The organism is Aestuariivirga sp. (genome assembly GCF_041738905.1).
Taxonomy (GTDB): domain Bacteria; phylum Pseudomonadota; class Alphaproteobacteria; order Rhizobiales; family Aestuariivirgaceae; genus Aestuariivirga.
The window spans coordinates 16,542-42,668 of record NZ_JBGSOZ010000002.1; the positions used below are offsets into that span (position 1 = coordinate 16,542).

Genomic DNA, 26,127 nt, shown 5'->3' on the forward strand with positions numbered 1-26,127 from the left:
TAAGGTTACGCGCCGGGCCCGGCAGCGTGGCGGGTTGCCCATCTTGCTTTTGCGGGAGGTGTGCCCATGTTCAGGCAAAGAAACTCTGCCAAGGGATGGAAACATCATGATCGTGAACAGAAGAAGACTGGTCGCCGGACTGGCCGGGGCGGCGATCCTGCCTTTGATGCCAGGGAAGATTCGGGCCCAGGAAGCACCGCGCCTCGTCACGGTGTCAAAGCGCACGCTCGATGTGAAGGGAAAGGCTGCCACGGTCTATGGCCTCACCGGCCCGGATGGAAAGCCGGGACTCGACATGCTGCTGGGTGAGCCATTCCGGGTGAGACTGTTCAACAACACCGATACCGAGACGCTCATCCACTGGCACGGCCTTACGCCCCCCTCGGCACAGGATGGCGTGCCGATGATTTCGCAGGATCCCATCGGGCCCGGCCAGTCCTACGACTACGACTTTATCAACACGCGCTCCGGCACCCACTGGATGCATTCCCACATGGGACTGCAGGAACAGCAATTGCTGGCCGCCCCCTTGATCGTGCGCGAGACCAGGGAACCGCTGTTCGACGGGCAGGAGCATGTCGTGCTGCTGCATGACTTCACGTTCCGCGATCCGGTGGAAATTCTGTCGGAGTTGCAGGGCGGGGGTGGCGCTCACGCGGGTCATGCCATGGATCAAACGCAGATGGACCACTCGCAGATGGACCATTCCAGCACGGGCGAAATGCCCTCGGCTGATGCAAGCGCCATGCTGAACGACATTGTCTATGACGCCTATCTCGCAAACGACCGCACGCTGGACGATCCGGAAGTCGTCACGGTGGAGAAGGGTGGCCAGATCAGGCTCCGCATCATCAACGGAGCGGCAGCCAGCAACATGTGGATCGATCTCGGGACGCTCGAGGGCGAACTGATCGCGGTTGATGGCAGCGCCATCTATCCTGTCCGCGGTTCGATGTTTCCGCTGGCCATCGCCCAGCGTGCCGATCTCCGCATCCGGATTCCCGGCGGAGGCGGTGCCTTTCCTGTGCTGTTCCGGCCCGAAGGCGTGGACATGCGAACGGGCGTGGTCCTCGCCACGCAAGGCGCTGCGATCCCGAAGATTTCAGAGGCCGGCGACACGGCCCCGGCGCTCGATCTCGCGCAGGAGCTTCTATATCGCGCCGTCGCAAGGCCGCCGGACGAGCCCGTGACCCGCACCGAGATGCTCATGCTCACGGGCGGCGGCAGCGACTATGTCTGGGGCCTCAACGGGAAATCGATGATGCATGACACGATCTTCACCGTCAGGCAGGGCGAACGCATCTCGGTGATGATGCACAACATGACGGGCATGGCCCATCCGATGCATCTTCACGGTCACTATTTCAAGGTCACCGCCATCGGCAATATGGCCATCGACGGAGCCATCCGCGATGTCGTGCTGGTGCCCGCGGGCGAGACGGTGACCGTCACCTTCGATGCCGACAATCCCGGCACCTGGGCCTTCCACTGCCATCACGCCTACCACATGAATGCAGGCATGATGGGCACGATCAACTATTCGAGCGCCGCGTAACGGAGGTCTTGAGAACCTGGGCCGCTCCAGCCTGTTCAGGCAAAGGCCCCGTGGCAATGCTTGTACTTCTTGCCGGAGCCGCAAGGGCAGGCGTCATTGCGGGCAACCCGGCCCCAGGTTGCGGGGTCTTTCGGGTCTACGGCGGTCTTGAGGTCTTCGTCCTCGCCCATGTCGACCAGCAGCAGGCCTTCGCCCACATCGTCCTCGCCCGTCGTGGCGTCGATGTGGTGCGCCTCCATGAAGGGGAGCTCGTCCTCGTCGGGCAGGTCGTCGATCTCGGCCGCGTCGCGCATCTGGATCTCGACGCGCATGACCTGCGCGGTCACGTTCTCGCGCAGCTTGTTGATCATCGCCTCGAAGAGCGTGTAGCCCTCGGTCTTGTATTCGTTCAGCGGATCGCGCTGGCCGTAGCCGCGCAGGTGGATGACCTGCCGCAGCTGTTCGACGGTGATGATATGATCGCGCCAGAGCTGGTCGAGGGTGCGGAGAAGGAAGGTCTTTTCCACCTGGTTCATGATGTCCGGGCCATACTTCTGGCGCTTGCCGAGATAGAGTTCGTCAGCCGACCTGGTGACGCGTTCGCGGATTTCCTCGTCCGCGATGCCTTCTTCCCTGGCCCAGTCCTCGATGGGGAAGTCGATGCCGATGGCCTCGCGCAGCCGCTCGCGCAGGCCCGGTGCATCCCACTGCTCGGCATAGGCATTCTCGGGCATGAACTTCGACACGAGATCGTGGATCACGTGGTGGCGCATGTCGTCGATGGTCTCCGCCACCTCCTCGCCCTTCATGATGCCGATGCGCTGCTCGAAGATCACCTTGCGCTGGTCGTTCATCACGTTGTCGAACTTCAGGAGGTTCTTGCGGATGTCGAAATTGCGCGCCTCGACCTTCTGCTGGGCCTTTTCAAGCGCCTTGTTGATCCATGGATGGACGATGGCCTCGCCCTCCTTGAGGCCAAGCTTCTGCAGCATCGAATCCATGCGCTCCGACCCGAAGATCCGCATCAGGTCGTCTTCGAGCGAGAGATAGAACAGCGAACGGCCAGGGTCGCCCTGACGGCCCGAACGGCCGCGCAGCTGGTTGTCGATGCGGCGGCTTTCATGGCGCTCGGTGCCGATGACGAAGAGGCCGCCTGCGGCCAGGACCTTCTGCTTGTTCGCTTCGATCTCGGCCTTGATCGCCTCGATGCGGGCATCGCGCCCGGGCCCCGGCGGAACATCGGCGAGTTCGGTCGCCACGCGCATTTCGAGATTGCCGCCAAGCTTGATGTCGGTGCCGCGGCCGGCCATGTTGGTGGCGATGGTGACGGCGCCCGGAACGCCGGCCTGCGAAACGATCGCTGCTTCCTGCTCGTGGAAGCGGGCGTTCAGCACCGCATGCGGAATGTTCTTCGCCTTCAGCATCTGGTCGAGGATCTCGGACTTCTCGATCGAGGTGGTGCCGACCAGCACCGGCTGGCCGCGCACGCGGGCTTCCTCGATCACGTCCGTGATCGCTGCGTATTTCTCGCGCGCTGTCCTGAAGACCTGGTCGTCTTCGTCCTTGCGGGCGACGGGAACGTTGGTCGGAATATCGAGCACGTCGAGCTTGTAGATGTCCATGAACTCTTCGGCTTCGGTAGCCGCCGTTCCGGTCATGCCGGCAAGCTTGCCATAGAGGCGGAAGTAGTTCTGGAAGGTGATCGAGGCGAGCGTCACGTTCTCGGGCTGGATCTGCACTTGCTCCTTGGCTTCCAGCGCCTGGTGGAGGCCTTCGGAATAGCGCCGGCCAGGCATCATGCGGCCAGTGAACTCATCGATGATGATGACGGCGTTGTCTTTGACGATATAGTCCTTGTCGCGCTGGAACAGCTTGTGGGCACGGAGCGCCTGCTGGACGTGATGCACGATCGTCACGTTCTCGGCATCGTAGAGGTTGGTGCCGCGCAGCAGCCCGGCTTCGCCAAGCACCTGCTCCAAGTGTACGTTGCCCTTCTCGGTCAGCGTGCAGGAGCGCTGCTTCTCGTCGAGATCATAGTCCTCGGCCGTCAGCGCGGGAATAAACTGGTCCACTGCATTGTAGAGGTCGGACTTGTCGTCGACGGGGCCGGAGATGATGAGCGGGGTGCGCGCTTCGTCGATCAGGATCGAATCGACTTCGTCGACGATCGCAAAATTGTGGCTGCGCTGCACCATCTCCTCGAGATGATACTTCATGTTGTCGCGGAGATAGTCGAAGCCAAGTTCGTTGTTGGTGGCATATGTCACGTCGCAGGCATAGGCCGCGCGGCGCTGCTCGTCGGTCAGGCCGTGAACGATGACGCCGGTGGTGAGGCCGAGGAAACCGTAGATCTGACCCATCCAGCCAGCGTCACGGCTGGCGAGGTAGTCGTTGACGGTGACGACATGGACTCCCTTGCCCGCGAGCGCGTTGAGATAGACGGGAAGAGTGGCAACCAGCGTCTTGCCTTCACCGGTCTTCATTTCGGCGATCTGGCCTTCATGGAGCACCATGCCGCCAATCAGCTGGACGTCGAAGTGGCGCTGGCCCAGGGTACGCTTGGCAGCCTCGCGCACGGTGGCGAAGGCGGGCACCAGGATGTCGTCGAGGCTCTTGCCGGCAGCCAGCTGCTCGCGGAACATGGCGGTCTGTCCGCGCAACGCCACATCGGAGAGTGCGGAGATTTCGGGCTCCAGCGCGTTGATTTCGGCGACCCGGCCGCGGTACTTCGCAACCTTGCGCTCGTTGCTGGAGCCGAAAATCTTTGCGGCAATACCGCGCAATCCGAACATATGATTCGATCCTTCAGGGAGGCAATGGCCCCGGCGTCGAGGCGCTTTCTAGTCAAGTTATGGGGCGGGGGCAATCAGCACCCGTCAATTAAATCGGTGGCCCGGCGGTGAGATGGGGCCAAGATCGCGCGATTTCAATGTGTTGCTTCCGCGCAACAGGGCCCTCAATCTCTGCCGCTCCCCTTGCCACAGGGTTGCAACCGGACCAATGTGCGCCTCGATTTGCGGCCCTCTTCATGATCGCGAGAGGCTTATTCTTGCCTTCTTTGGACGTCAAAGAGCAACGTTCATGCGGGCCGGTCGAAGGAACTTTGAAACGGTGGATTTGATGTCGTTCTCTCGTCGTTTGCTGAATACGTCCATGGCTGCCGGGCTTCTGGGGCTGGCGCTTGCGCTTCCCGCTGCGGCGCAAGAAGAGCCCAAGGAGGACAAGGTTGTCGCCATCGTGAACGGCCACGAGATCCGGGTTTCCGAAGTACAGATGGCAACCGACGACATCATCGGCCAGCTGCCCGATCTCCCGCCCAAGCTCCGTTTTCCCTTCGTGGTCGAGTATCTCGTCGAGCGCCACCTGCTGGCTCAATATGCCGTCAAGGAGGGCATTGCCGACACGGATGAATACAAGCGCCGCCTCGCCCTCTACCAGGCCAAGGCGCTCCGTGACGCCTATTTTTTCCAGAAGATCCGCCCGCAGGTGACGGAAGAGGAAATGAAGGCAGTCTATGACGGGGAAGCTGCCAAGCTGCAGCAGACCGAGCGTGTGCGGGCCCGCCATATCCTGGTTGGCACCGAGCAAGAGGCGAAAGACATCCTTGCCCGCCTCGCCAAGGGCGAGAAGTTCGAGGACCTCGCAAAGCAGTTCAGCCTCGACGGCTCCAAGGACTACGGCGGCGACCTCGGCTATTTCACGGCGCCTGAAATGGTGCCGGAGTTCTCCAAGGCCACTTTTGCGCTCAAGGCGGGCGAGACCTCACAGCCGGTAAAGACCGACTTTGGGTGGCATATCATCCGCCTGGAAGACCGCAAGCAGGGCGTGGCCCAGCCATTCGACCAGGTGAAGTCGGCGATCCGCAACGTGCTGCTGCGCAAGAAGGTGGCGGACACGATGGAAAAGATCCGCGCCGCATCGAAAGTCGAGATCGTCGACGAGGATCTCAAGAAATATGCCGACGACGCTGCCAAGGCCGCCAAGGCCTTCCAGGAAAAGCAGCAGAAGGCGCTGGAGCAGGGCGGCGCTGCCGATGCCGGAACCGGCGGCGACACCAGCGGCAAGGGCGACCTGCTTCTTCCGCAGCAATAAAACGGACAAGCACGTCCAGACATCCTTGAGGGGGGCTGTTCATGGCACATGAGGTTTCGCCGCTGGCACCAGCGGCGTTCCCGGAGCTTCCGCCGGTTGCAGGCGTGAGGCTGGCGGCGGCCGAGACCGGCATCCGCTACAAGAACCGCCCCGACGTGCTGCTCGCGGTCATGGAACCGGGCACCACCGTTGCCGGCTGCTTCACCAAGTCTAAATCCCGCTCCGCGCCCGTCGACTGGTGCGTCAACAGCCTGTCGGGTGGTACAGCCCGCGCGGCCGTGATCAATGCGGGCAACGCCAACGCCTTCACCGGCAAGGCGGGGGTTGCCACCGTCACGGCGGTCGCAAAGTCGGCAGCCAAGCTCCTGAAGTGCAGGCCTGGTGAAATCTTCCAGGCCTCGACGGGCGTGATCGGCGAGCCCCTGAACCCGGATTTCATCACCGGGGCGCTCGCAGGCCTCAATGCCGAGGCGGATCCCGATCGCTGGCCGGCGGCGGCGCGCGCCATCATGACCACCGACACGTTCCCCAAGGCCTCGACGGTGAAGGTGAAACTCGGCGGCAAGACAATCACCATCAATGGCATTGCCAAGGGGTCGGGCATGATCGCGCCCGACATGGCGACGATGCTGGTCTTCATCTTCACCGATGCGGCGGTGCCTGCGAAGATCCTGCAGAAGCTCCTCACGCGGAGCGTCAATCCCAGCTTCAACTGCATCACGGTCGATGGCGATACCTCGACGTCGGATACGGTGCTGATGTTCGCCACGGGTGCCGCTGGCAACGCTCTCGCCGGATTGCGTTCGCCGGATGATGTGCGCCTCAAGGGCTTCGCGAAAGCGCTCGACACCTTGTGCATGGACCTGGCGCACCAGGTGGCGAAGGATGGCGAGGGGGCCGAGAAATTCATCGAAATCGCAATCACCGGAGCCGAGAATGACAAGGCGGCTCACAGGATCGCCATGTCGGTTGCCAATTCACCGCTGGTGAAGACCGCGATCGCGGGCGAGGACGCCAACTGGGGTCGTGTCGTCATGGCCATCGGCAAGGCCGGAGAGAAGGCCATCCGCGACAAGCTGAAGATCAGGATCGGCGGTGTGACGGTTGCGAAGAATGGCATGCGCGACCCAACCTACAAGGAAGCCGAGATCATGCCGCACATGAAGGGCCGGCATATCGTGATCGAAGCGGACGTAGGCGTTGCCAAGGGCAAGGCGACGGTCTGGACCTGCGACCTCACGCATCGCTATATCGACATCAACGGCTCGTACCGCAGCTAGATCGCATGAAGATCGTTTTGGTGGCTGCCGTGGCGCTCATCGATTCCGATGGGCGCGTGCTTCTGTCGCAGCGGCCGATGGACAAGCAGCTGGGCGGCTTGTGGGAGTTTCCGGGCGGCAAGGTCGAGGCCGGCGAGCGGCCGGAGACCGCATTGATCCGTGAACTGAAGGAAGAACTGGCAATCGACGTTGCCGAGTCATGCCTCGCACCGCTCACCTTCGCGAGCCATGCCTATCCGGACTTTCACCTGCTCATGCCGCTTTATGTCTGCCGCCGCTGGAAGGGGCAGGTGATCGGGGCCGAGGGGCAGGCGCTGGCATGGATCAAGCCGTTGAAGCTCCGCGACTACCCGATGCCGCCGGCGGATGTTCCCTTGATTCCGCATCTCGTCGAGTTGCTCTGATCAGAGCTTCTTCTCGTCCACCTTCAGCGCATCCGCCAGCCTTGCCTTGGCGCTGCCGGGCTTCAGGGGCTGCTGCTGGCTTTCATGCGGCGCCCAGCCGGTGAGCCAGGCGACTTCGACGGTGGCACGGATTCGGCCATCGGCATCGGCGAAATTGTTCTGATAGGTGTTGACGGCGGCACCAAGCAGCCCGCGCGTGACGGGCTTGCGCGAGCGGCCGTGCAGGTTGTTGGACAATCCCAGCTCGCGGATCTCGTGGATCAATCCGATGGCATCGGCATAGCGCACGATGGTGCGGTCGAGATCGGCCACGGGCAATGCAAGGCCCGCGCGCTGCAACAGGCCCCCCAGTTCGCGCATGCCGACCATGGGAGCCACGCGCGGCGAGACACCGCCCGCCACCACGGTTTCAGCCGCAAGCCATGACTGGCGGAGCTCGGCCAGTGTGTCGCCCGCGAAGAGGCAGGCGAGCAGCAAGCCATCGGGCTTCAGGGCGCGGCGCATCTGGATCAACGCGCCCGGAACATCGTTGAAGGCTTGCAGGTCAAGGATGCTGAACAGGGCGTCATAGCGTTCAGGCGGGAGCGCCAGATCGTCACTCGTTGAAGGCGTGCGGCATTCGACGTTCTTAACCTGCCCCGCTTGTTTCAGCCGCGCCGCGATTGCCTCCGGCTCCGAAGCGATGAGGCAGGCGTTTTCGAAACTGCGATTGACGAAGCCCAGCCGTTCGGCAAGCTCCTCCGCAATCGTGGTGGTCATTATATTGGCTTCGGGCTTGCGCTTGCGCCTTGCCCGCTCGGCCAACAGGCGACGGTCGAACAGCGGCGCGCCGTCCGTCATCAGCCCACCAGCTCGCGCAGGATCAGGTCATAGGTCTCGCGGTCGGGAGCCGAGACGATGCCGCCTTCATGCTTTGTCGCGTCATAGGACGTGCCATCGAGCAGCGCGGAAAAGCCACCGGCCTCGGCATGGATGAGGACACCCGCTGCATGATCCCACGGCATCAGCTTGTAGTGCAGCGAGAAATGAACGAGGCCTTCGGAAATCAGGCGATACTCATAAGCCGCACAGCGATAGTTGAAGCAAGCCTTGGTCTTGGCGAGGCTTGCCACCGTCTTCGAGCGCTGCGGTTCCGGCATCAGGTACCAGGAGGAGAGGCCCGTCATTTCGGAGAGCTTGTCGGGCTTTGCAACGGCAAGGTCGCGCGTCTTGCCCGCTGCGCTCTCGGCCCAGGCGCCATAGCCCTTCAGGCCCTTGTGCCAGTCGCGGCCCACGGGATCGAGAATGAGGCCCGCGACCGTCTGCCCCTTCGAGACGACGCCCGCCATGACGCCGAACAGCGGCAGGCCCCAGGCAAAATTGGACGTGCCATCCACCGGATCGACAATGATGCACAAATCGGCATCCTTGATCTTCGCGAGCAGAGACGGATCGCGCGCGACCGATTCCTCGCCCACGAAGAGGGCGTGCGGGAAGGCGTCCCTGCAGGCATCGCGGATGCGCCATTCGGCCTGTTCGTCAGCGTCCGTCACGAGGTCGAGCGCGCCGGTCTTCTCGCGGATGCCACCCAGTTCCAGTCCGCGGAAACGCGGCATGATTTCGGTTTCGGCGGCTTCTGCCATGATGGACGACAAGCGGTCGAGATCGGCACGGGTGAAGGACATTTGGGCTCCAGTCAGGTGTTCGGCGCCGCTGTTAAACGAATTCGCTTCCCGAATCCACGATTCCACCTCCTTCCGGCAACTGTGCTACCGTTGCGTCATGGAACTGCCTTTGACACGCCTGCCGCAACTCGCCTGGCGGGGTTTCGTCGATCTGGTGACACCCAGCCAATGCCTCGGCTGCGGCGTACCGGTGGGCGAACCTGCCAGCCTCTGCGTGCCGTGCTGGGGAAAGCTCCAGCACATCGACGAACCGGTCTGCGACATGCTGGGAACGCCCTTTGCCTATGAGCAGGGCCCAGGCACGCTGAGCGCTGCCGCAATTGCCGATCTACCGGTGTGGGACAGGTCGCGCGCCGCCGTGATCTTTGACGAGGCCTCGCGCGGGCTTGTCCATGCCTTGAAATACCAGGACCGGCAGGAGGCGGGAAAGCTGATGGCGCGGATGATGGCGCGGGCTGGACGCCAGATACTGCGCGATGCCGATGTCATCCTTCCGGTACCGCTCTTCCGCTGGCGCCTGTGGCGGCGGCGCTTCAACCAGTCGGCCTATCTGGCCCAGCAACTCTCGCGCCTCTCGGGCAAAGCGTGGGAGCCAGGCTTTCTCATGCGCGGGCGGCGGACCCGCAGCCAGGTCGGGCTCGACCACGCCGAGCGGCGGAAAAATGTGAAGGGTGCTTTCCTGATATCGGAAGCGAGCACCGTCTCGATTGCGGGCAAGTCCGTGTTGCTGGTGGACGATGTGCGGACCACGGGGGCCACGGCGGAGGCGTGTGCCGTGGTGCTGAAGGCTGCCGGTGCCCGGTCGGTCAGTCTGCTCAGTTTCGCACTTGTCCCGGCGCCTGCGAAGCTACATATTTGAAATCACCATGAACTCAGCTCCGAAAGTCACGATCTACACCACGCCCTATTGTCCCTACTGCCACGCAGCCAAGGCGCTGCTGAAGAGGAAGGGCGTTGCCTATGATGAAATCGATGTGCAGGACCACACGCGCCGCCAGCAGATGATGCTGCGGGCCAGTGGCCGACGCACCGTGCCGCAGATCTTCATCGGCGACAGGCACGTTGGCGGCTCCGACGACATTCACGAGCTTGACCGTCGCGGCGAACTCGACACGCTGCTTCAACCGGCCTGAGGCTTGCGCGCCGCTCTCATACAGATGCGTTCGGGCCGCGACATGGCCCGAAACATCGCTGATGCAGCGACGATGATTCGTGCTGCGAAAGCCGACGGCGCCGATTTCGTTTCCACGCCGGAGATGACCAATATCCTTGAACCCGACCGTCCTCGCTTGAAGTCGCTTGCGAGGACGGAAGACGAAGATGCGAGTGTCCAGGCTTTTTCGGAGCTGGCGGCGGAGCTTGGTCTGTGGCTCAACATCGGCTCGCTGGCCCTCAAGGGGCCGGGAGAGAAGCTGCTGAACCGCTCGCTCCTGTTCCGGCCCGATGGCACGGTTGCCGCCCGGTACGACAAGATTCACCTGTTCGACGTAAACCTTCCGACTGGCGAGACCTTGCGCGAGTCGCATGCTTATGAAGGGGGCCATGCTGCCGTGCTGGCGGACACGCCTTTCGGCAAGCTGGGCCTTACCATTTGCTACGACATGCGGTTTCCGAAGCTATATCGCTCGCTCGCGCAGGCTGGCGCCACCCTCTTTACAGTGCCATCGGCCTTCACCGTTCCAACGGGCCAGGCCCATTGGGAGGTGCTGCTGCGGGCGCGGGCCATCGAGACGGGCGGCTTCGTTCTCGCCGCCGCGCAAGGCGGAACGCATGAGTCGGGGCGCCAGACCTTTGGCCATTCGCTCATCGCCTCACCCTGGGGCGAGGTGCTTGCAGAGGCGGGAACAGAGCCGCAGGTGGTGGTGGCGGACCTCGACCTCTCCACAGTCCATCATGCGCGGCGGCGCATCCCGGTGCTGACACATGACTGCAGCTTCGATCTGGAAATCTTGAATCCACCCGCTGGCGTTGCTACGTCTGTTAGATGATCCACTATGACCTCATATGCGACAAGGGCCACTGCTTCGACGGCTGGTTCCGCGACAGCGCCGCCTATGACGCGCAAGCCGCGCAAGGACTTGTGTCCTGCGCGGTGTGCGGATCGGCGAGGGTCGAGAAGCAGTTGATGTCTCCGGGCATCCCCATGAAGTCGAACGCGAAGGACAGCGGGCCGCAGAAGATGGTTGCCGGCCCGGTCGATCCGCGCCTTGCCATGATGATGCAGATGGTGCGTGAGATGCGAAAGACGGTGGAGGAGAACGCCGACTATGTCGGCGACAAGTTCGCCGAGGAAGCCCGCAAGATCCATTACGAAGAGGCTGAGCACCGCGGCATCTATGGCGAAGCCTCGCCTGACGAGGCGAAGGCCCTGATCGAGGAAGGCATCGCCGTTCATGCGTTGCCGCGATTGCCGGAAGACGGGAACTGATACCAGCTCACCGGATCAGCGCATGGCCGGGACGGGCCCGGCCATGCTGGGTGCGGTCATCAGCCCGGGATGCGGGCCTCGTAGCTTTCCTTCAAGGCCGCCCAGTCATCCCAAAACGGGCCGGACTTGGCTCCGGTCAGCACATCCACCAGAATGTCGAGATGCGCGTGCCAGCCAGCGCTGACGTTCAGGAGCGATTCCCGGTCCGGCAGGCGGCTGTGGATCACCGTGAGCAGCACGTCCTTGCCTCTCGGCTCAAGCTCGAAGGTGACGCCGCCACTGCGGCCCCAGGAGATGGCGAGCTTGCGGTTGGGCTCGCATGCCGTGATTGTCACCTCCATGCGGTGATCGGCCGGGAAGTTGGGCGGGCGCTTGCCGGGCGGATCGGTGAGGTCATCGTTGTGCCAGACGAGCTCGACGCTTGAGCCCAGCTTTGCCTCCATGAGGCCGGAGGCCAGCCATTTGCGGCGCAGCTCGCTGTCGGTGAGATAAGACCAGATGCGCTCGGCGGGGCCGGGCAGCAGCCGCTCGATCTTCACAGTGGCCGGTTCCGTCAGCACGCCGTAGCCCTGTTCCATGGCAATGTCGTTCATGTCCTGTCTCCTTTGGGTTTGGGGGCGGGTTTCGAATCTTCCTCGCTGAGGAGCCGTTCGAGGGCATCCAGCCGTCCGGTCCAAAAGCGTTCGTAGAAGGTCAGCCAGTCATGGGCGCTGGCGAGAGGGCCGGGTTCGAGGCGGCAGACATGGGTGCGCCCCCTCACCTCGCGGCGGATGAGGCCCGCATGTTCCAGCGCCTTGATGTGCTTGGAGGCAGCGGCCAGCGAGATTGCAAACGGTTCCGCCAGCTGTCCGACGGTGCGTTCGCCTTGCGAAAGCTCGCGCAGCATGCGGCGGCGGGTGCCATCGCCCAGGGCGTGGAAGACGGTGTCGAGCTGTTGTGTCTGATATTCAACCATACAGTTGAACGTATCCGACTCCGACTGATTGTCAACCGATTGGTTGAATATATCTGTGAAAAGATTCGGCCGGGCTTTCGGGGCCCGGCCGGTCAGAATCGCCGCAGTGAGATGTCTTCCGGTCAGCCCCGCCCGACGTAGGGCATCTTCGTCGCCATCACGGTTACGAACTGCGCATTGGCCTCGAGCGGCAGCGACGCCATGTAGATGACCGTGCGGGCGACGTTCTCGACATCCATGGTCGGTTCCGGCGCCATCGTGCCATTGGCCTGCGGCATGCCGGTCTTCATCTTTTCCGTCATGTCGGTGCCGGCATTGCCGATGTCGATCTGGCATACGGCGATGTCGTACTTCCGGCCATCGAGCGAACCCGACTTGGTGAGGCCCGTCACCGCGTGCTTGGTCGAGGTATAGGGTGCCGAGTTGGGACGCGGGGCGTGGGCCGAGATCGAACCGTTGTTGATGATGCGGCCGCCGCGCGGGTTCTGGTCCTTCATCACGCGGAAGGCTTCCTGCATGCAGTAGAACACGCCCGACAGGTTCACGCTCACGACGTTCTGCCACATCTCGATCGAGATATCCTCGAGCATGATGGTGCCCGGAGCGCCGGTGCCAGCGTTGTTGAAGACGACATCGACGCGGCCGAATTTTTCCTTCGCGGCGGCAAACAGCGCTTTCACCGAATTGGCGTCCGCCACATCCGTCGGCACGGGAAGCGCATTGGGGCCAATCAGCTTTGCCACGTCGTTCAAGAGGTCGGCGCGGCGGCCTGCCAGCACGACGGCATAACCCTCGCGCCCGAAGGCTTGCGCCACTGCCTTGCCGATTCCCGAACCGGCACCCGTTACGACCGCGACCTTCATGCTATCTCCCCTTCAATCCATTCCATGCCGCAACGAATTCCGCCGCGGCTTTTGCCACATCATCGGGACTTGCGCCCGGTTTGTAAATGTTCGACCCGATGCCGAAGCCTGCGCAGCCTGCATCGGCCCATGATTTCATGTTCGAAGGTGTCACGCCGCCCACCGCATAAACTTTCACATGCTTCGGCAGGACGGCCTTCCAGGCCTTTACTGTAGCGGGGCTGGCAGCTTCCGCCGGGAATAGCTTGAGATGCGTTGCACCGGCGCGAACGGCTGTGAAAGCCTCTGTCGGCGTGAAGACGCCGGGAAGCGGCACCATGCCAAGCTCCACCGCGCGTGCGATGACTTGCCCGTTGCAGTCGGGCGAGACCGATATCTCGCCGCCGGCCGCCTTGAGGTTGTCGACGCTCGCAACGTCGAGCACCGTGCCGGCGCCAACCACCATGCGGCCCTTGAAATGGTCGGCGAGTGCGGCGATCGAGACGAAGGGATCGGGCGAATTGAGCGGCACCTCCACCACACGGATTCCCGCCGCATGAAGAGCGTTGCCGATGTCCAACACTTCGGAAGGCTTCACGCCGCGCAGGATGGCGACGATGCCGCATTCATCTGCCGCGTCTTCGAACTTCATCAGATGATCCCCGCCTGTCTTGCGATGATGGCCAGTCCCTTCACGATGGCTTGCGGATCGCCGTAGCGGACCTTCAGCCCGGCAATCTCGATCGCCTTCACGTAGCGGCCGCCGATGCCCGGAGAGGCTAGCACGGCATATTCGGCATTCTTCGGATTGTCTCGGATGGCATGGGCCACTTCCGTTCCGATGACCTGTCCCGACAGATAGGACGCGATGGCTTCAGGGGCCAGTTCGCCAAACAGCCCCAGGGAGCGGGCCGAGAAGATGCGATGAAGGAATCCCGCCGGGTCTTCGAGTGCTGCCCTCACACCCATGGCGAAGGCTTCCTCGTCGTCGGGACCGTCCTTCATGAGACGGCCCAGGATGGTGTGGTTCTTCAGCGCCGCATAGACCTCGCCCGTGACATAGGTCGAATAGCGGACAAGCTGGTCGCCTTTCGTCGTGATCCATTTGGAATGTGTGCCGGGCGTCACGAAGTGGTTGATGCCCAGATCGAGCGAGCCGAAGACCTGAACCTCCTCGCTCCGCATCACGTCAGGCATGCCATTGGGCGCGCGGTAGCTGAGGCCCGTCGCAAAGGCGATGTTCCGGCCAGACTTCGTCTCGTGGCGATGCAGCGCCTTGGCCAGATCGGCGGCCGAGGCCGGGCAGGGGAGGTAGGGAAGTTCGATCCAGCCCTGGCGCGAGGTGATCATGCCGGCCGCCATCACGGGGAGCGAGGTCTCCCACGCTCCGATGTGGCTTTCCAGCGCCGATTCGAAATCGCCATCGGTGACCGAGAGAATACCGTGGGGCGCCGAGATCGTGTCACGCACCACGCCATCCACTCCCACCTTGTAGGCGCGGAAGGAGGTCGTTCCCCAGTCAAGGGCTATGAATGCGGTCGTCATGGCCCTTCAATAGCGCGGGGCCACGGCGATTGCACGGGTGAAGTGGGCTCAGGCCGCCTTGTCCAGGGCGGCCTTCAGGGCGGGATGAATCTCGGGCGATTCCGCACGGATGAAGGCGAGGAGCGCTGCTTCCGGCCCGTCGACCACACCGTTCTTCAGAATGCGTGCCGCAAGCCAGCGGGCCTCGTCCTCGGTGACTCGCTCCGCGATGGCCTCGTCAATGTGGCGCGAACGGTCCTGTGCCGATTGGGCTCCGGGGGCGGAATAGAGCCTGAAGACATCGCTGAGGCCTGAGGCCATGCGGGCGAAGAAGCCGCCGACATTCGTGTTCGCGTCGTCCAGCCATGCGTCGCGGCGGAGCGCTTCCTCGCGGGCCGGTACCTGATAGCCCGAAGCAAACATCATGTGATTGGCGATGGCCTTGACGAAGAGGTCGTCCCACGCGGGATCATTGGCAGCATTTGCTACGGCATCGTGAATGTCGAACAGGACTTCGGCCTCGGCGCGCGTGATCGCGATGTTCTGCTGTCCACCCATGGCATAGAGCGCCCGGCGCAGCAGCACCGCGTTGGCGGCGGAGACGCGGACCTCGCTCAGGACCGAGGCCTTGATTTCCCCAAGGGCGAAGCTGGCGAGGCTGTTCGGGCAGGACGTCGCCTCCTCGAGTATGTTGACGAGAAGTTCAAGTTCGCTGCGGGTTTCGACATGGCCGTCATGGCCGATGCGCGCCATCAGCCATTGGGCATTCGCCTCGCTCACATAGCCATCGGGCTGCATCTGGTGAACGGTGTAGTCGGTCAGCGCCTCGACGAAAAGCACCTCCCAGCTGCGGTCGCGTTCGCGGACGGCGGTATCGAGCGCGAAGAGCCATTCGGCCTCGTCCGCCCCGACATGGCCGTCCGGATGATAGATAGCACGCCGGATTGCCATTACGTCCTCCGGGCCGATGCGGCCGGCGGCGGCGATCTTCGACAAGGATTCGGGCATGGCAGCAGGCATAATCGGTCCTCCGGAGTTCCCACGGAAACCCGGAGATTAGCGCAGTCGGCTGAATATCCCGTTAAGCCCGCGCTCAGAGCGCCTTGACACCTTCCGGCTTGAAGCCGGGCTTCATGGCCTTCAGCGGATTGCGCAACGGTGCTCCGAACGGGTCCGCCACGATCTCGAACACATCGCCATCCTCGGTGTTGACGCCATCGGCAATCGAAAGTGTGGCTGTGCCGAAATAGTGGATGTGCAGGTCGCCCGGACGGCGGAAGCCGTCATACTTGAAGTGGTGGTATTCGAGATTGGCGAGCGTGTGGCTCATGTTTGCCTCGCCCGTCAGGAAGGGCTTTTCCCAGATCACCTTGCCGCCGCGCAGGATGCGGCTCATGCCTTCGATGGAGCCGGGGATCTTTCCCATCACCATCTCAGGCCCGATCGAGGAATGACGGAGCTTTGAGTGCGCAAGGTAGAGATAGTTCTGGCGCTCCGTGACATGGTCCGAATATTCATTGCCGAGCGCAAAGCCAAGGCGCACTGGCTTGCCCTTGTCATCGATCATGTAGAGACCAGCAAGTTCCGGCTCCTCGCCGCCATCGAGCGCGAAGGAGGGCTTGGGAAGCGGCTGGCCCGGCCCCACAAGCCATGAGCCATCGCCCTTGTAGAACCATTCAGGCTGCACGCCCGCCTCGCCCTTGGCCTTCGGCTTGCCGCCCTCGAGGCCCATCTTGAACATCTTGAGGCTGTCGGTGAGTTCTTCCGCGGCGCCCGAGAGCTTCTTGTGCATGCCGTCACGCGCCGAGGCCGAGCCCAGATGCGTGAGGCCGGTTCCGGTAATGATGCAATGGGCCGGGTCCGGGTGGTCGACGGGGGTGAGGACGCGCCTTTCCTTCAGCGCCTGCGCGTAGTCCTCGGTTGAGGACGTGGCGAGCGAAGAGGCCATGGCCGCGAGCTTCTTGCCCTCCTTCAGCGCCATCCGGGCAAGGTCGAGGGTGGTTGCCACCTTCTTCAGCAGCACGATGCTGCCGCCACCGACAAGGCCGACACGGCGCTTGCCCTTGGAATCGACGATCTGGACGAGGTTCATGCCGGCATCTCCCATTGAACTGTTATTTGTATGACAATTAGCGCTTTCGCTCAGCCGGCGAAAGCGTGTTTTTCAAAGCCTGAGACGCCCGGATCGAAGCAGAACAACCCACCCTGCAGCGAATGGCGGCGGAGGTGGTCCTCCGGCACATGCAGCCGCGAGGTCGTGACATAAAGTGTGTCGAGCTTCGATCCCCCGAAGCAGACATTGGTGACGCGCTTCGCGGGCATGGGGATGATGCGGTCGATGCGGCCCTTGGGGTCGATCCGCAGCACGCAGGAGCCTTCCCAACGGGCGCTCCAGATGAATCCATCCCTATCTACCGTGGCGCCGTCCGGGTAGCCGTAGTCCTTCGTGCCGTTCAACACGCGGCGATTGGATATCGTGCCGGCGTCGAGGTCGAAGTCATAGGCCCAGATGATCTGCGCCATCGAGTCGGTGAAATAGAAGGTCTTGTTGTCGGGCGACCAGCAGGGGCCGTTGGAGACGCCGATGTTCTGCTCCATGGCAGTCGCGGTTCCGTCAACATCGATGCGGTAGAGCGTTCCGGTCGAGGCGGTGATGGGCATGTCGGCGCCGTAGGTTCCGACATTGTTCATCATAGTGCCGAACCACAAACGGCCCCTTGCATCGCAGGCGCCGTCATTGCCGCGATTGAAAGGCTTGTCCGAGTCGAGGCGGGTCCATGGCGTGAGGGCGCCAGTCTCGGGGTTGAAAAAGTTGACACCCTTGAAGGAGCCGACAACCAGCGTGCCATCCGTGCGCTTGGCCATGGCGGTGACCATCTCGTCGAACTGCCATCTGCGATAGGCACCGCTTGCCACATGCAGACGGTGGATGGCGGAGGGAACGATGGCATCGAGCCACCACAGGCACTGCGCATCGGCATCCCAGAAGCAGCCTTCGCCAAGCTTGTCGCGCGAATCGACAAGGCAGGTGACGGGGATTTCGGTCACGTTCATTCTTTCACATCCATCGGCCAAGTATCGGAGATCTTGTAGCCATCGGGCCACGGGTCGGCGGGGTCAAGCATCAAGGTCGACTGCCCGGTGATCCAGGCGCGGCCGGTGATGGTGGGGATGACGGCGGCGTGGTTGCCGACGGTCGTCAGGCCCACGATCTCGCCGATGAAGCGGCTTTCGATGATGGACCGGCCGATGTAGCGCTGGCCCTGGCTGAGCATTCCCTTGGCGTGGAGCACCGCCATCAGCGCCGAGCAGCCGGTGCCGGTGGGCGAGCGGTCGATCTTGCCCGGCTTCACGACGCAGGCATTGCGGCTCGACAGCGCGCCATCCACCGTTTCAAGAGGTCCGGTGAGAAATGCGAAGGAAAAGTGAGTCCAGCCGGGAAGCTCCGGATGGGTGAAGCCCAGCTGTTCGTTCCCGGCCTTGACGATCTTGCGGCCCATGACGGCGATGTCGCGGGCTTCATCGGGTGTGACCGCAAAGCCGAGCGATGCTGCATCCGCCATCACGAAGCTGTCGCCGCCGAAGGCTGTGTCGACCATGATGGTGCCCAGCCCTTCGACGTCGAGTGGCACGCCGATGCGGTCGGCGAAGGCGGGGACATTCTTCAGTGTGATCGACTGCGCCTTGCCGCCGCTGCACTGGGCCACCACCTCGACCAGCCCGGCGGGCGCCTCAAGCACCATGTGCGTCACGGGTTCCGTCATGGGAATGATGCCGGTGTCGAGCAGCACGGTCGCCACACAGATGCAGTTCGAGCCCGACATCGGCGGGGTGTCCTCGGGCTCCATGATGATGAAGCCCATCTGGGCGGAGGGATTTTTAGGGGGGACCAGCAGGTTCACATGGCGGAAGACGCCGCCGCGCGGCTCGTTCAGCACGAAGGACCGGAGCTTTCCGTCAGATGCGATGAAGCGCGATTGCTCCCACAGTGTGGCGCCCGGCGGCGGGGCCACGCCGCCTACGATCACGTCGCCCACTTCCCCCTCGGCCTGGCAGCCGACGATCTGCACGGACTTCAAGCTTCGCATTTCATCCCTCGCTCGCCAGTTTCTTACGGATTTGTCATCTGGCGGTCACTTGAATTCGCCGCAATTCGCCTTACTTCGCCAGAGTGGCGCCGGGCCCCTCTGGTGAGGTCATACCTCGCGATGTCGGAGCTGCAAGTCTTCAACTGACAACAAGGGTCCGGCAATGGAATTCATCCAGGCAGTACTATTTTCCGATTTTCTCGGCACTCCCGCCTATTTCTGGTTCATCTTCATCTCGATCGTCATTGGCCTCCTCGTCCTCGACCTCGGCTTCCTGCACAAGGGGCAGAAGGAGATCGAGGCGAAGGAAAGCTTCATCCTCTATGCCGGCTACATGGCGATCGCCTTCGCCTTCGGCGCCTGGGTCTGGTACGCGCGCGGCGCCCAGTCGGGCCTTGAGTTCTTCACCGGCTACCTGATCGAGCAGTCGCTGGCTATGGACAATATCTTCGTCATCGCCACGGTCTTCGCGTTTCTGGGCATTCCCCGCATCTACCAGCACCGGGTGCTGTTCTGGGGCATCCTGGGCGTCATCGTGTTCCGCGCCATCCTCATCGGCCTCGGCGCTGCGCTGGTCATGTCCTTCTCGTGGATCCTGTTCGTGTTCGGCGCCTTCCTGGTGTTCACCGGCCTCAAGATGTTCAAGACGTCGCATGAGAAGCCGTCGGTCGACGACAACTGGATGCTGCGCCTCATCAAGAAGAATTTCCGCGTCACCGAGACGCTGCATGGCGAGAAGTTCACCGTGAAGCAGATCGACCCCAAGACGGGCAAGCTCGCCACCTTCATCACGCCGCTCTTCGTGGCGCTGATCATCGTCGAGTTCGTGGACCTGGTCTTCGCGGTCGACTCTGTTCCGGCGATCTTCGCCGTCACTCAGGACCCGTTCATCGTCTATACCTCGAACATCTTCGCGATCCTTGGGCTCCGCGCGCTTTACTTCGCGCTGGCTGCGGCGATGCACCGGTTCAAGTATCTCCAGTTCTCGCTGGCGACGATCCTCGTGCTGGTCGGCATCAAGATATTCCTTGTGCCCATGGGCATCAAGATCGATACCACGATCTCGCTGGCCGTCACCATCAGTGTGCTCGCCTCCGGCATCCTGTGGTCACTGTGGAAAACCCGCAACGACATGCCGGAGCCGGCACCCGGCCCCAAGGCAGTGTCCTGATCACCCTCTTGCCTTGAATTGCGGATGCGCTATCAGGGGACCCGTCTAACGGCGGGTCCCTTTCTCATGAAGAAGCTCGAACATTTCATCGAGGGCATCATTCTTGCCTCGCGCTGGCTGCTGGTGGTCTTCTACCTCGGCCTTGCCCTTGCCCTCATGCTCTATGCGGTGTCTTTCGGCGGCAAGCTTCTTGATTTCTCCATCAAGCTCTTCACCCTTGCAGAAACCGACACGATCCTGAAGATGCTGTCGCTGATCGATGCGGCCCTAGTCGCCAGCCTTGTGGTGATGGTGATCATCTCCGGTTACGAGAACTTCGTCAGCCGTTTCGACAATGCGGATGGCCAGGAAATCTCCTGGCTCGGCAAGGTCGATGCCGGCTCGCTCAAGATCAAGGTCGCATCCACCATCGTGGCAATCTCGTCGATCCACCTGCTGCAGGTGTTCCTCAACGCCCAGCAGTACTCCGATGGCAAGCTGATGTGGTTCACCATCATGCACCTGACCTTCGTGGTCTCGGCGCTGGTTCTGGCCTATATCGATCGGGTGATGGCGGGCACCAAGAAGGACAAGGGCGAGTAGCCCGTCAAGCCCCTAAGAACTGCAGCGATATTACGTCGAGGAGCGGCATCAGGATCAGGCGATCGTCACCACTTCGCCCGCCTCAGGCACGAGGAAGCGGGCAGGGTCAATTGAGCGTTCGGAAAGCGCCTCACCCAGTGCCCGCGCCGGCGCGTCGATGGTTTCATCGGTGAGTTGTATCGTGCCGTGGTGGATGGCGAGGCTGGTCGTGCTTTCGAGTGCCATGTGCGCGTTCACGGCCTCGGCGGGGTTCATGTGCTGGGGCTGCATGAACCAGCGCGGCTCATACGCTCCGATGGGAAGCAGGGATAAGCGCGGCGGCCCGAACGTCTCGCGGATATGGTGGAAGGTTGCACCTTCGCCAAAACCCGTGTCGCCGGCGAAATACACAGGCCCGCCCGGCGTCTCCACCAGGAATGCGCCCCAGAGCGCGGTATTGGCGTCGAACAGTCCGCGCTTCGACCAGTGCAACGCAGGCGTCAGATGAATGCGGAGTGCTCCGCTTTCGAGCGACTGTCCCCAGTGCAACTCATCGACACGGAAGTTCTTGCCCGCGGGCCGGATCCAGCGGGCGTTACCGTGCGGCGTCACCACATGCGGCGCATGATGACGCGCGATCTCGCGCAGCGCCGCGAGGTCCATGTGGTCGTAATGGTTGTGGCTGACCAGGATGATGTCGATCGGCGGGAGCGTCTTCGCGGTGAGCGCGGGCGGGCGCACCCGCTTCGGCCCGGCGAAGCTCAAGGGGCTGGCGCGCTCGGAGAGAAACGGATCGGTGAGAATGTTCAGGCTGGCAGTCTGGAGGAGGACGGTCGAATGGCCGATCCAGGTCGCCATCAGGTCCTTACCGTGAACCCTTGCGGGCGGCGGCGGATGGCTGCGGTTCTCCACGCGGCTTGGCCAGGGCGCGCGTTTTCCGCTCATCTGCCACTTCAACAAGTCGCGGAAGCCCGCTTCTCCCCTGTGCCCCTCGATGCGGAAGCGCCGTCCATCATGCAGGACTCGCGTCATTCGGATGCAACGCCCGTCGCGTCGAGGATGGGCCAGGGCGACTGGGCCGCCGGTCCGATGAAAGGCCTGTCATGCGCCGCGATCACATAGAGCGCTATGGTGATGGCCATGGTCATGCTGGCGAGCGCCACGGTTCTCGGAACGGGAAAGCGCGCATGGCCGATGGCAATCACCACCAGCAGCAACAGTCCCAGTGCGGTCACAAGGAACCACTGCCCGATGCTCACTACATCCTGCGCGATGGAAAGCCGCTGCTGGCGCGCCGTGGAGAGACTGTCGAGCGCGGTCAGAAGCCTCTGCTGGACGGCACGATTCTGTTCGCCCTCCGAAAAGCCACGGAGGACGGCCGCATAGAGATGTCGTAATCTGCTCTCTGCATCCGCGCTTGGCCCCATGTCGGCCATGTCATCCCATTCGCGAGCGACGGCTTGGCCATAGCCCTGGAGGATGCGGGCGAAACTGTCCTGCGTCGACGCGGTCATCGCGCTGACATAGACCTGCATGACACGGATGCTGCGGGCTTCGGCGTTGACCGTTTCGCGGGCACGGTCCTCCATGGCCCAGACGGAGTTTGCCAGAAAGGCCACCGAGAGTCCGAACACGGTCCCGCACAGCGTCATAGTGACCGGCGAGAGATCTGCGAGGTGTTCACTGGCCCTGCGGACTGGCTTCCATGCAAACAGAAGATGAAGGGCAAGGGCAATCAGCCCTACCGTGAGCAGCAAGGTGAAGAACATGCCGACCAGTGGCATCGTGAAGAGGAGATCGGGCGGCATGTTCCTTGTCGTTCCTCAGACTGTTCGCAGGTACCACTCGAAGTCGCGCGCTGTGGGCTCGGCATAGAAGCGGTCGGCCTCAACTTCCTTCAGCGTGCAATAGGTATCGACGAATTCCTTGCCAAAATATTCCTTGAGGATCGAGGCGCGCCAGAAGGCGTCGATGGCGTCGTGCCAGTTCCCGGGGATGTACTTTGCTCGCTTTTCATAACCGTTGCCGGTCACAGGGTTTCCGGGCTCGGCCTTTTCCACAATGCCGTGATGCATGCCAGCGAGAATCGCAGCCATCACCAGGTAGGGATTGGCGTCCGCTCCGCTCGGCCGGTGCTCGATGTGACAGGCCTTGGCAGCACCCGCCGGAATGCGGATCGAGACCGTGCGGTTGTTGATGCCCCAGGAGGCCGAAACCGGCGCATAGGAATTGCGGCGGAAGCGGCGGTAGGAGTTGGCGTTGGGCGCGAAGATCAGCATCGATTCCGCCATCGACGCCTTGAGGCCGCCGATCGAGTGCATCAGCAGTTCGTTCTGCAGCGGGTCTTCCGCCGCGAAGAGGTTGTTGCCTTCCTCGTCTGCGAGCGACACGTGGATGTGCATGCCGGAGCCCGTCCATTCCGAATAGGGCTTGGCCATGAAGGTGGCGGCAAGGCCATGCTTCTCGGCGCAGGCCTTGATCAGGCGCTTCAGCATGACGCCCTCGTCGCAGGCATCGAGCACGTCGGCGCGGTGGCGGAGAACGATCTCCATCTGGCCAGGTGCATATTCCGAGATCAGGGTCTTGGCGGGCAGGTCCTGGATTTCGCACCAGGCATAGAGATCCTTGAAGAAGGGCGCGAAATCGTCCGTGTCCTGAAGATAATAGGCCTGGTAATGCTGCGGGCGGTGCTCGTTGATGAGCGACTTCGGCGCCATCGGCTTGCCGGCCATGGCGGATTCCCGGTCCATGAGGAAGAACTCGAGCTCAACCGCGCCCACCGGCGTCATGTTCAGTTCCTTCTTGAACCGCGTCACCACCTTTTCCAGCGCGTTGCGCGGATCGGCGTAATGCGGCACGCCGTCCAGATCATGGACGGCTGCTGTATATTGCGCGGTCTTCTCCATCCAGGGCACGCGCACGAAGGTGCCGGGGATGGGCCACATCAGCATGTCGCGGTCGCCTTCATCGAAGACGAGGCCCGTCTCGGGCACGTCTTGCCCCGTCACATCGAGGACCAGCGCCGAGATAGGCATGAAGCGGCCGTCCTTCCAGGCCGGGACCACTTCGTCGCGGCGCAGCACCTTGCCGCGGGCGACGCCGCAGAGGTCGGTCCATACGACCTGCACGGTATCGATGTCGGGGTTGGCATCGAGGAACGCCTGGGCTTCTGCCTCGCGGCGGGGAAATACAAGGGCCATGTCAGTTACTCCGTCTCAACTCATCAATTCAGTCAGGCAGCGGTCGAGACCCTCGACCAGATGATCGACATGTGCCGCGGTCGTCGCCGGGCAGATGAGCATCATGTTGTGGAACGGCGTGACGATCACGCCGCGATTGAGAAGATAGTGATGCACGGCCTCGTCGATGGGCCGGTGGATCACCTTCGCGGCCTCGCCGCCGTTCCGGGGGCGCTGGGGAGTGCACATGAACTCCACACGCGCGCCGACACGGACGACGTGCCACGGAGCTGAATGTTTGATGATAACATCCGCGATGCCCTTCTCGAGCCGCCTTGCGAGCGCGATCAGGGGCGCGAAAGCCTCCTTGGTGAAGTAGTTTTCCAGCACGGCGCGCATCAGCGCCAACTGGATTTTCGATCCGGAGAGCGTGGTGCCGATGCCGGAATGGCCGGGCGTGCGGGTTTCGAGGAACTTGCGGATGCGCGCGGTGACGCCGTCTGTAAAGCCATAGACGGCGGCCGGGATGCCGCCCGCGATGGGCTTGCCGAGCACGAAGCCATCTGGTTCAAGCCCGAACTCGCCGGTGTAGCCGCCGGGGCCTGACGACATGCAATGCGTCTCGTCCAGGATAAGCAGCGTGTCGGTCCGGCGCGTGATCTCGCGCAGCGCCTTGTGGTAGCCGTCATCGGGCAGCACCATGCCGACATTGGTCATGATTGGCTCGGCCAGTACGCAGGCCACATCGCGGTCGGCCAATGCTGCTTCGAGTGCCGGGATGTCGTTGAATTCGATGACCTTGGTGTATTGCGTGAGGTCGCGGACCTCGCCGATCAGTGCCGGATCGGCATGGGGCGTGCCGCCGTCGATCGTTACATAGGTCTCGTCCACCGCGCCATGGTAGCAGTGATTGAAGACGAGGATATTGGAGCGGCCGGTGATGGCGCGGCACCACTTGATGACGGCGCGGTTGGCGTCGGACGCGGTCGCCGTCACCTGCCAGAAGGGCAGGCCGAAACGCTCTTGCAGCAGTTGGCCCACGATTGCCGCGTCGGTTGAAGGCATCATGGTGGTGAAGCCGTTCGCGCCCTCGCGCTGGAGGGCGTCGACCACGGGCTTCGGTGAATGGCCGAACATGGCGCCGGTGTCGCCGAGGCAGAAGTCAATGTAGGTGTTGCCGTCCGCGTCAGTCACGTCGACGCCATTGGCCTTGGCGACGAAGAGCGGAAACGGCGTTCCCCAATCCACCATCCAGTGCATCGGAACGCCCTTGAGCCAGTTTTTCGCAGCGTCTTCCGAAAGCCGTTTCGAGTTCGGGTTGCGCTGGATGAAGAGGGATTCCTCGCGGGCCAGCATGGCCTTGATGTTGGCTTCGGGCACGTTGCGCGCCATGATATCCTTCGTGGCAATTGACGACAGGTTCTCTCCTAGCCGCCTTCAGGGTGGCTCCACAACCCCCATGGATTCGGGCGGGGGAATCTGATTTACCGGGCGCCACAGCATCAAGGAGCTTCGAGCATGGCCCGCACGGTTTTTGTCAATGGCGAGTATCTTCCTGAATCGGAAGGAAAAATCTCGATATTCGACCGCGGATTCCTGTTCGCTGACGGTGTCTATGAAGTGACCGCCGTGGTAAACGGCAAGCTCGTCGACTATGGCCCGCACATGGAACGGCTGGAGCGTTCGCTGAAGGAACTCCGCATCGACTGGCCCTGCACGAAGGACGAATTGCTCGCCATGCATCTGGAGATGGTGAAGCGCAACGACCTCAAGGAAGGCATCATCTACATGCAGGTGACGCGGGGCGCTGCCGACCGCACCTTCAACTTTCCCAAGGAGTCCAAGCCCACGCTCATCGCCTTCACCCAGGTGATGAACCTCGTCAACAATCCCAACGCCACCACGGGTGTTCGCGTCGTCACCATTCCGGACATTCGCTGGGCGCGCCGCGACATCAAGTCGGTGATGCTGCTGGCGCCCGTCCTCGGCAAGCAGGAAGCCTACGAGAAGGGCGCCACCGAAGGCTGGATGGTGGAAGACGGTTTCATCACCGAGGGCACCTCGTCCAACGCCTATATCGTGAAGGACGGCAAGGTCATCACGCGGGAGTTGTCAAACTCGATCCTCGCAGGCTGCACCAGGCGCGCGCTGTTCCGGCTGGCGAGTGAAGAAGGCATCGAAATCGTCGAGCGCAAGTTCACTGCCGAGGAAGCCTATGCGGCGGATGAAGCCTTCCTCACGTCTGCCTCGCAATTCGTGATGCCCATCATCGAGATCGACGGCAAGCGCATCGGTGGTGGACAGCCGGGACCAGTGGTCCGCAAGCTGCGGGAGATTTTCCTCGAAGAGGCGGGGAAGTAGCTCCGGCCCACGGTGCGTCATCCCGGCGAAAGCCGGGATCCAGC

Annotated in this window: 27 protein-coding genes; 11 read left to right on the forward strand and 16 right to left on the reverse strand. The window is 62.6% G+C overall.

Features of this window, described 5'->3' with window-relative positions; translation table 11 throughout:
* Positions 1-106: 106 nt before the first annotated feature.
* On the forward strand, positions 107-1,555 hold the full coding sequence (locus ACEW8Q_RS00190) for a multicopper oxidase family protein (protein ID WP_373502031.1): 1,449 nt from the start codon (positions 107-109) through the stop codon (positions 1,553-1,555).
* Between the two features lie 35 nt (positions 1,556-1,590).
* Here the strand turns inward: ACEW8Q_RS00190 and secA are convergent, their stop codons facing one another.
* Positions 1,591-4,326 (reverse strand): preprotein translocase subunit SecA, encoded by a 2,736-nt coding sequence (secA, locus tag ACEW8Q_RS00195; RefSeq protein ID WP_373502032.1) that lies wholly within the window; start codon positions 4,324-4,326, stop codon positions 1,591-1,593.
* Positions 4,327-4,687: 361 nt separating this feature from the next.
* On the opposite strand from secA, the gene ACEW8Q_RS00200 reads away from it, so the two are divergent.
* The 3 genes from ACEW8Q_RS00200 to mutT are packed head-to-tail and all read left to right on the forward strand — an operon-like array spanning position 4,688 to position 7,310.
* Positions 4,688-5,626: a peptidylprolyl isomerase gene (locus ACEW8Q_RS00200; protein WP_373502033.1), complete on the forward strand. Its 939-nt coding sequence runs from the start codon at positions 4,688-4,690 to the stop codon at positions 5,624-5,626.
* A 41-nt stretch (positions 5,627-5,667) separates the two neighbouring features.
* Positions 5,668-6,906: a bifunctional glutamate N-acetyltransferase/amino-acid acetyltransferase ArgJ gene (argJ, locus tag ACEW8Q_RS00205; RefSeq protein WP_373502034.1), complete on the forward strand. Its 1,239-nt coding sequence runs from the start codon at positions 5,668-5,670 to the stop codon at positions 6,904-6,906.
* 5 nt (positions 6,907-6,911) lie between these two features.
* Positions 6,912-7,310 carry an 8-oxo-dGTP diphosphatase MutT gene (gene mutT, locus ACEW8Q_RS00210; RefSeq protein ID WP_373502035.1) on the forward strand — a complete coding sequence of 133 codons (399 nt, stop codon included), beginning with the start codon at positions 6,912-6,914 and terminating at the stop codon, positions 7,308-7,310.
* Here the strand turns inward: mutT and ACEW8Q_RS00215 are convergent, their stop codons facing one another.
* A complete protein-coding gene (locus tag ACEW8Q_RS00215; protein WP_373502036.1) occupies positions 7,311-8,150 on the reverse strand; it encodes a methyltransferase domain-containing protein in 840 nt (279 codons plus the stop codon).
* Entirely contained in the window at positions 8,150-8,974 is an 825-nt protein-coding gene (locus ACEW8Q_RS00220) for an inositol monophosphatase (protein ID WP_373502037.1), read from the reverse strand. The genes ACEW8Q_RS00215 and ACEW8Q_RS00220 overlap by 1 nt, the downstream gene beginning before the upstream one ends.
* A gap of 97 nt (positions 8,975-9,071) precedes the next feature.
* Between ACEW8Q_RS00220 and ACEW8Q_RS00225 the strand changes: the two genes are divergently transcribed.
* From ACEW8Q_RS00225 to ACEW8Q_RS00240, 4 genes are read left to right on the forward strand one after another with little or no spacing between them, the layout of a single operon-like run.
* Positions 9,072-9,833 (forward strand): ComF family protein, encoded by a 762-nt coding sequence (locus ACEW8Q_RS00225; RefSeq protein WP_373502038.1) that lies wholly within the window; start codon positions 9,072-9,074, stop codon positions 9,831-9,833.
* Between the two features lie 7 nt (positions 9,834-9,840).
* Positions 9,841-10,107: a glutaredoxin 3 gene (gene grxC / locus ACEW8Q_RS00230; protein WP_373502039.1), complete on the forward strand. Its 267-nt coding sequence runs from the start codon at positions 9,841-9,843 to the stop codon at positions 10,105-10,107.
* Between the two features lie 3 nt (positions 10,108-10,110).
* On the forward strand, positions 10,111-10,962 hold the full coding sequence (locus tag ACEW8Q_RS00235) for a carbon-nitrogen hydrolase family protein (protein WP_373502040.1): 852 nt from the start codon (positions 10,111-10,113) through the stop codon (positions 10,960-10,962).
* Positions 10,959-11,402, forward strand: coding sequence for a DUF1178 family protein (locus ACEW8Q_RS00240; protein WP_373502041.1), 444 nt, complete (start codon positions 10,959-10,961; stop codon positions 11,400-11,402). The genes ACEW8Q_RS00235 and ACEW8Q_RS00240 overlap by 4 nt, the downstream gene beginning before the upstream one ends.
* 59 nt (positions 11,403-11,461) lie before the next feature.
* On the opposite strand, the gene ACEW8Q_RS00245 is transcribed toward ACEW8Q_RS00240, so the two are convergent.
* The 9 genes from ACEW8Q_RS00245 to ACEW8Q_RS00285 form a co-directional block, all read right to left on the reverse strand.
* Positions 11,462-11,995, reverse strand: coding sequence for an SRPBCC family protein (locus ACEW8Q_RS00245; protein ID WP_373502042.1), 534 nt, complete (start codon positions 11,993-11,995; stop codon positions 11,462-11,464).
* Positions 11,992-12,357 carry an ArsR/SmtB family transcription factor gene (locus ACEW8Q_RS00250; protein WP_373502043.1) on the reverse strand — a complete coding sequence of 122 codons (366 nt, stop codon included), beginning with the start codon at positions 12,355-12,357 and terminating at the stop codon, positions 11,992-11,994. The genes ACEW8Q_RS00245 and ACEW8Q_RS00250 overlap by 4 nt, the downstream gene beginning before the upstream one ends.
* Positions 12,358-12,479: 122 nt before the next feature.
* Complete coding sequence (locus ACEW8Q_RS00255) at positions 12,480-13,220, reverse strand: SDR family oxidoreductase (protein ID WP_373502044.1); 741 nt, start codon at positions 13,218-13,220, stop codon at positions 12,480-12,482.
* Between the two features lies 1 nt (position 13,221).
* Positions 13,222-13,851 carry a 2-dehydro-3-deoxy-6-phosphogalactonate aldolase gene (locus ACEW8Q_RS00260; RefSeq protein WP_373502045.1) on the reverse strand — a complete coding sequence of 210 codons (630 nt, stop codon included), beginning with the start codon at positions 13,849-13,851 and terminating at the stop codon, positions 13,222-13,224.
* Positions 13,851-14,744 carry a 2-dehydro-3-deoxygalactonokinase gene (locus tag ACEW8Q_RS00265; protein ID WP_373502046.1) on the reverse strand — a complete coding sequence of 298 codons (894 nt, stop codon included), beginning with the start codon at positions 14,742-14,744 and terminating at the stop codon, positions 13,851-13,853. Before ACEW8Q_RS00265 ends, ACEW8Q_RS00260 begins: the two co-directional genes overlap by 1 nt.
* A 48-nt stretch (positions 14,745-14,792) precedes the next feature.
* On the reverse strand, positions 14,793-15,731 hold the full coding sequence (locus tag ACEW8Q_RS00270) for a hypothetical protein (protein ID WP_373502047.1): 939 nt from the start codon (positions 15,729-15,731) through the stop codon (positions 14,793-14,795).
* A gap of 85 nt (positions 15,732-15,816) precedes the next feature.
* A complete protein-coding gene (araD1, locus tag ACEW8Q_RS00275; RefSeq protein ID WP_373502048.1) occupies positions 15,817-16,815 on the reverse strand; it encodes an AraD1 family protein in 999 nt (332 codons plus the stop codon).
* Between the two features lie 50 nt (positions 16,816-16,865).
* Complete coding sequence (locus ACEW8Q_RS00280) at positions 16,866-17,777, reverse strand: SMP-30/gluconolactonase/LRE family protein (protein WP_373502049.1); 912 nt, start codon at positions 17,775-17,777, stop codon at positions 16,866-16,868.
* Positions 17,774-18,811, reverse strand: coding sequence for a proline racemase family protein (locus tag ACEW8Q_RS00285; protein WP_373502050.1), 1,038 nt, complete (start codon positions 18,809-18,811; stop codon positions 17,774-17,776). The genes ACEW8Q_RS00280 and ACEW8Q_RS00285 overlap by 4 nt, the downstream gene beginning before the upstream one ends.
* Positions 18,812-18,974: 163 nt before the next feature.
* Here ACEW8Q_RS00285 and ACEW8Q_RS00290 point away from each other — a divergent pair, with 163 nt between their 5' ends.
* Positions 18,975-19,982 carry a TerC family protein gene (locus tag ACEW8Q_RS00290; protein WP_373502051.1) on the forward strand — a complete coding sequence of 336 codons (1,008 nt, stop codon included), beginning with the start codon at positions 18,975-18,977 and terminating at the stop codon, positions 19,980-19,982.
* A 66-nt stretch (positions 19,983-20,048) separates the two neighbouring features.
* Positions 20,049-20,564: a TIGR00645 family protein gene (locus tag ACEW8Q_RS00295; RefSeq protein ID WP_373502052.1), complete on the forward strand. Its 516-nt coding sequence runs from the start codon at positions 20,049-20,051 to the stop codon at positions 20,562-20,564.
* Between the two features lie 54 nt (positions 20,565-20,618).
* Here the strand turns inward: ACEW8Q_RS00295 and ACEW8Q_RS00300 are convergent, their stop codons facing one another.
* From ACEW8Q_RS00300 to ACEW8Q_RS00315, 4 genes are read right to left on the reverse strand one after another with little or no spacing between them, the layout of a single operon-like run.
* Positions 20,619-21,575 (reverse strand): MBL fold metallo-hydrolase, encoded by a 957-nt coding sequence (locus ACEW8Q_RS00300; protein WP_373502053.1) that lies wholly within the window; start codon positions 21,573-21,575, stop codon positions 20,619-20,621.
* Positions 21,572-22,351 carry a hypothetical protein gene (locus ACEW8Q_RS00305; protein ID WP_373502054.1) on the reverse strand — a complete coding sequence of 260 codons (780 nt, stop codon included), beginning with the start codon at positions 22,349-22,351 and terminating at the stop codon, positions 21,572-21,574. The genes ACEW8Q_RS00300 and ACEW8Q_RS00305 overlap by 4 nt, the downstream gene beginning before the upstream one ends.
* Positions 22,352-22,366: 15 nt before the next feature.
* Positions 22,367-23,743, reverse strand: a complete 1,377-nt coding sequence (locus tag ACEW8Q_RS00310) for a glutamine synthetase family protein (RefSeq protein WP_373502055.1) — start codon at positions 23,741-23,743, stop codon at positions 22,367-22,369.
* Between the two features lie 15 nt (positions 23,744-23,758).
* Entirely contained in the window at positions 23,759-25,114 is a 1,356-nt protein-coding gene (locus ACEW8Q_RS00315; protein WP_373502056.1) for an aspartate aminotransferase family protein, read from the reverse strand.
* Between the two features lie 126 nt (positions 25,115-25,240).
* Here ACEW8Q_RS00315 and ACEW8Q_RS00320 point away from each other — a divergent pair, with 126 nt between their 5' ends.
* Positions 25,241-26,083 carry a D-amino-acid transaminase gene (locus tag ACEW8Q_RS00320; protein WP_373502057.1) on the forward strand — a complete coding sequence of 281 codons (843 nt, stop codon included), beginning with the start codon at positions 25,241-25,243 and terminating at the stop codon, positions 26,081-26,083.
* The last annotated feature ends 44 nt before the right edge of the window (positions 26,084-26,127 follow it).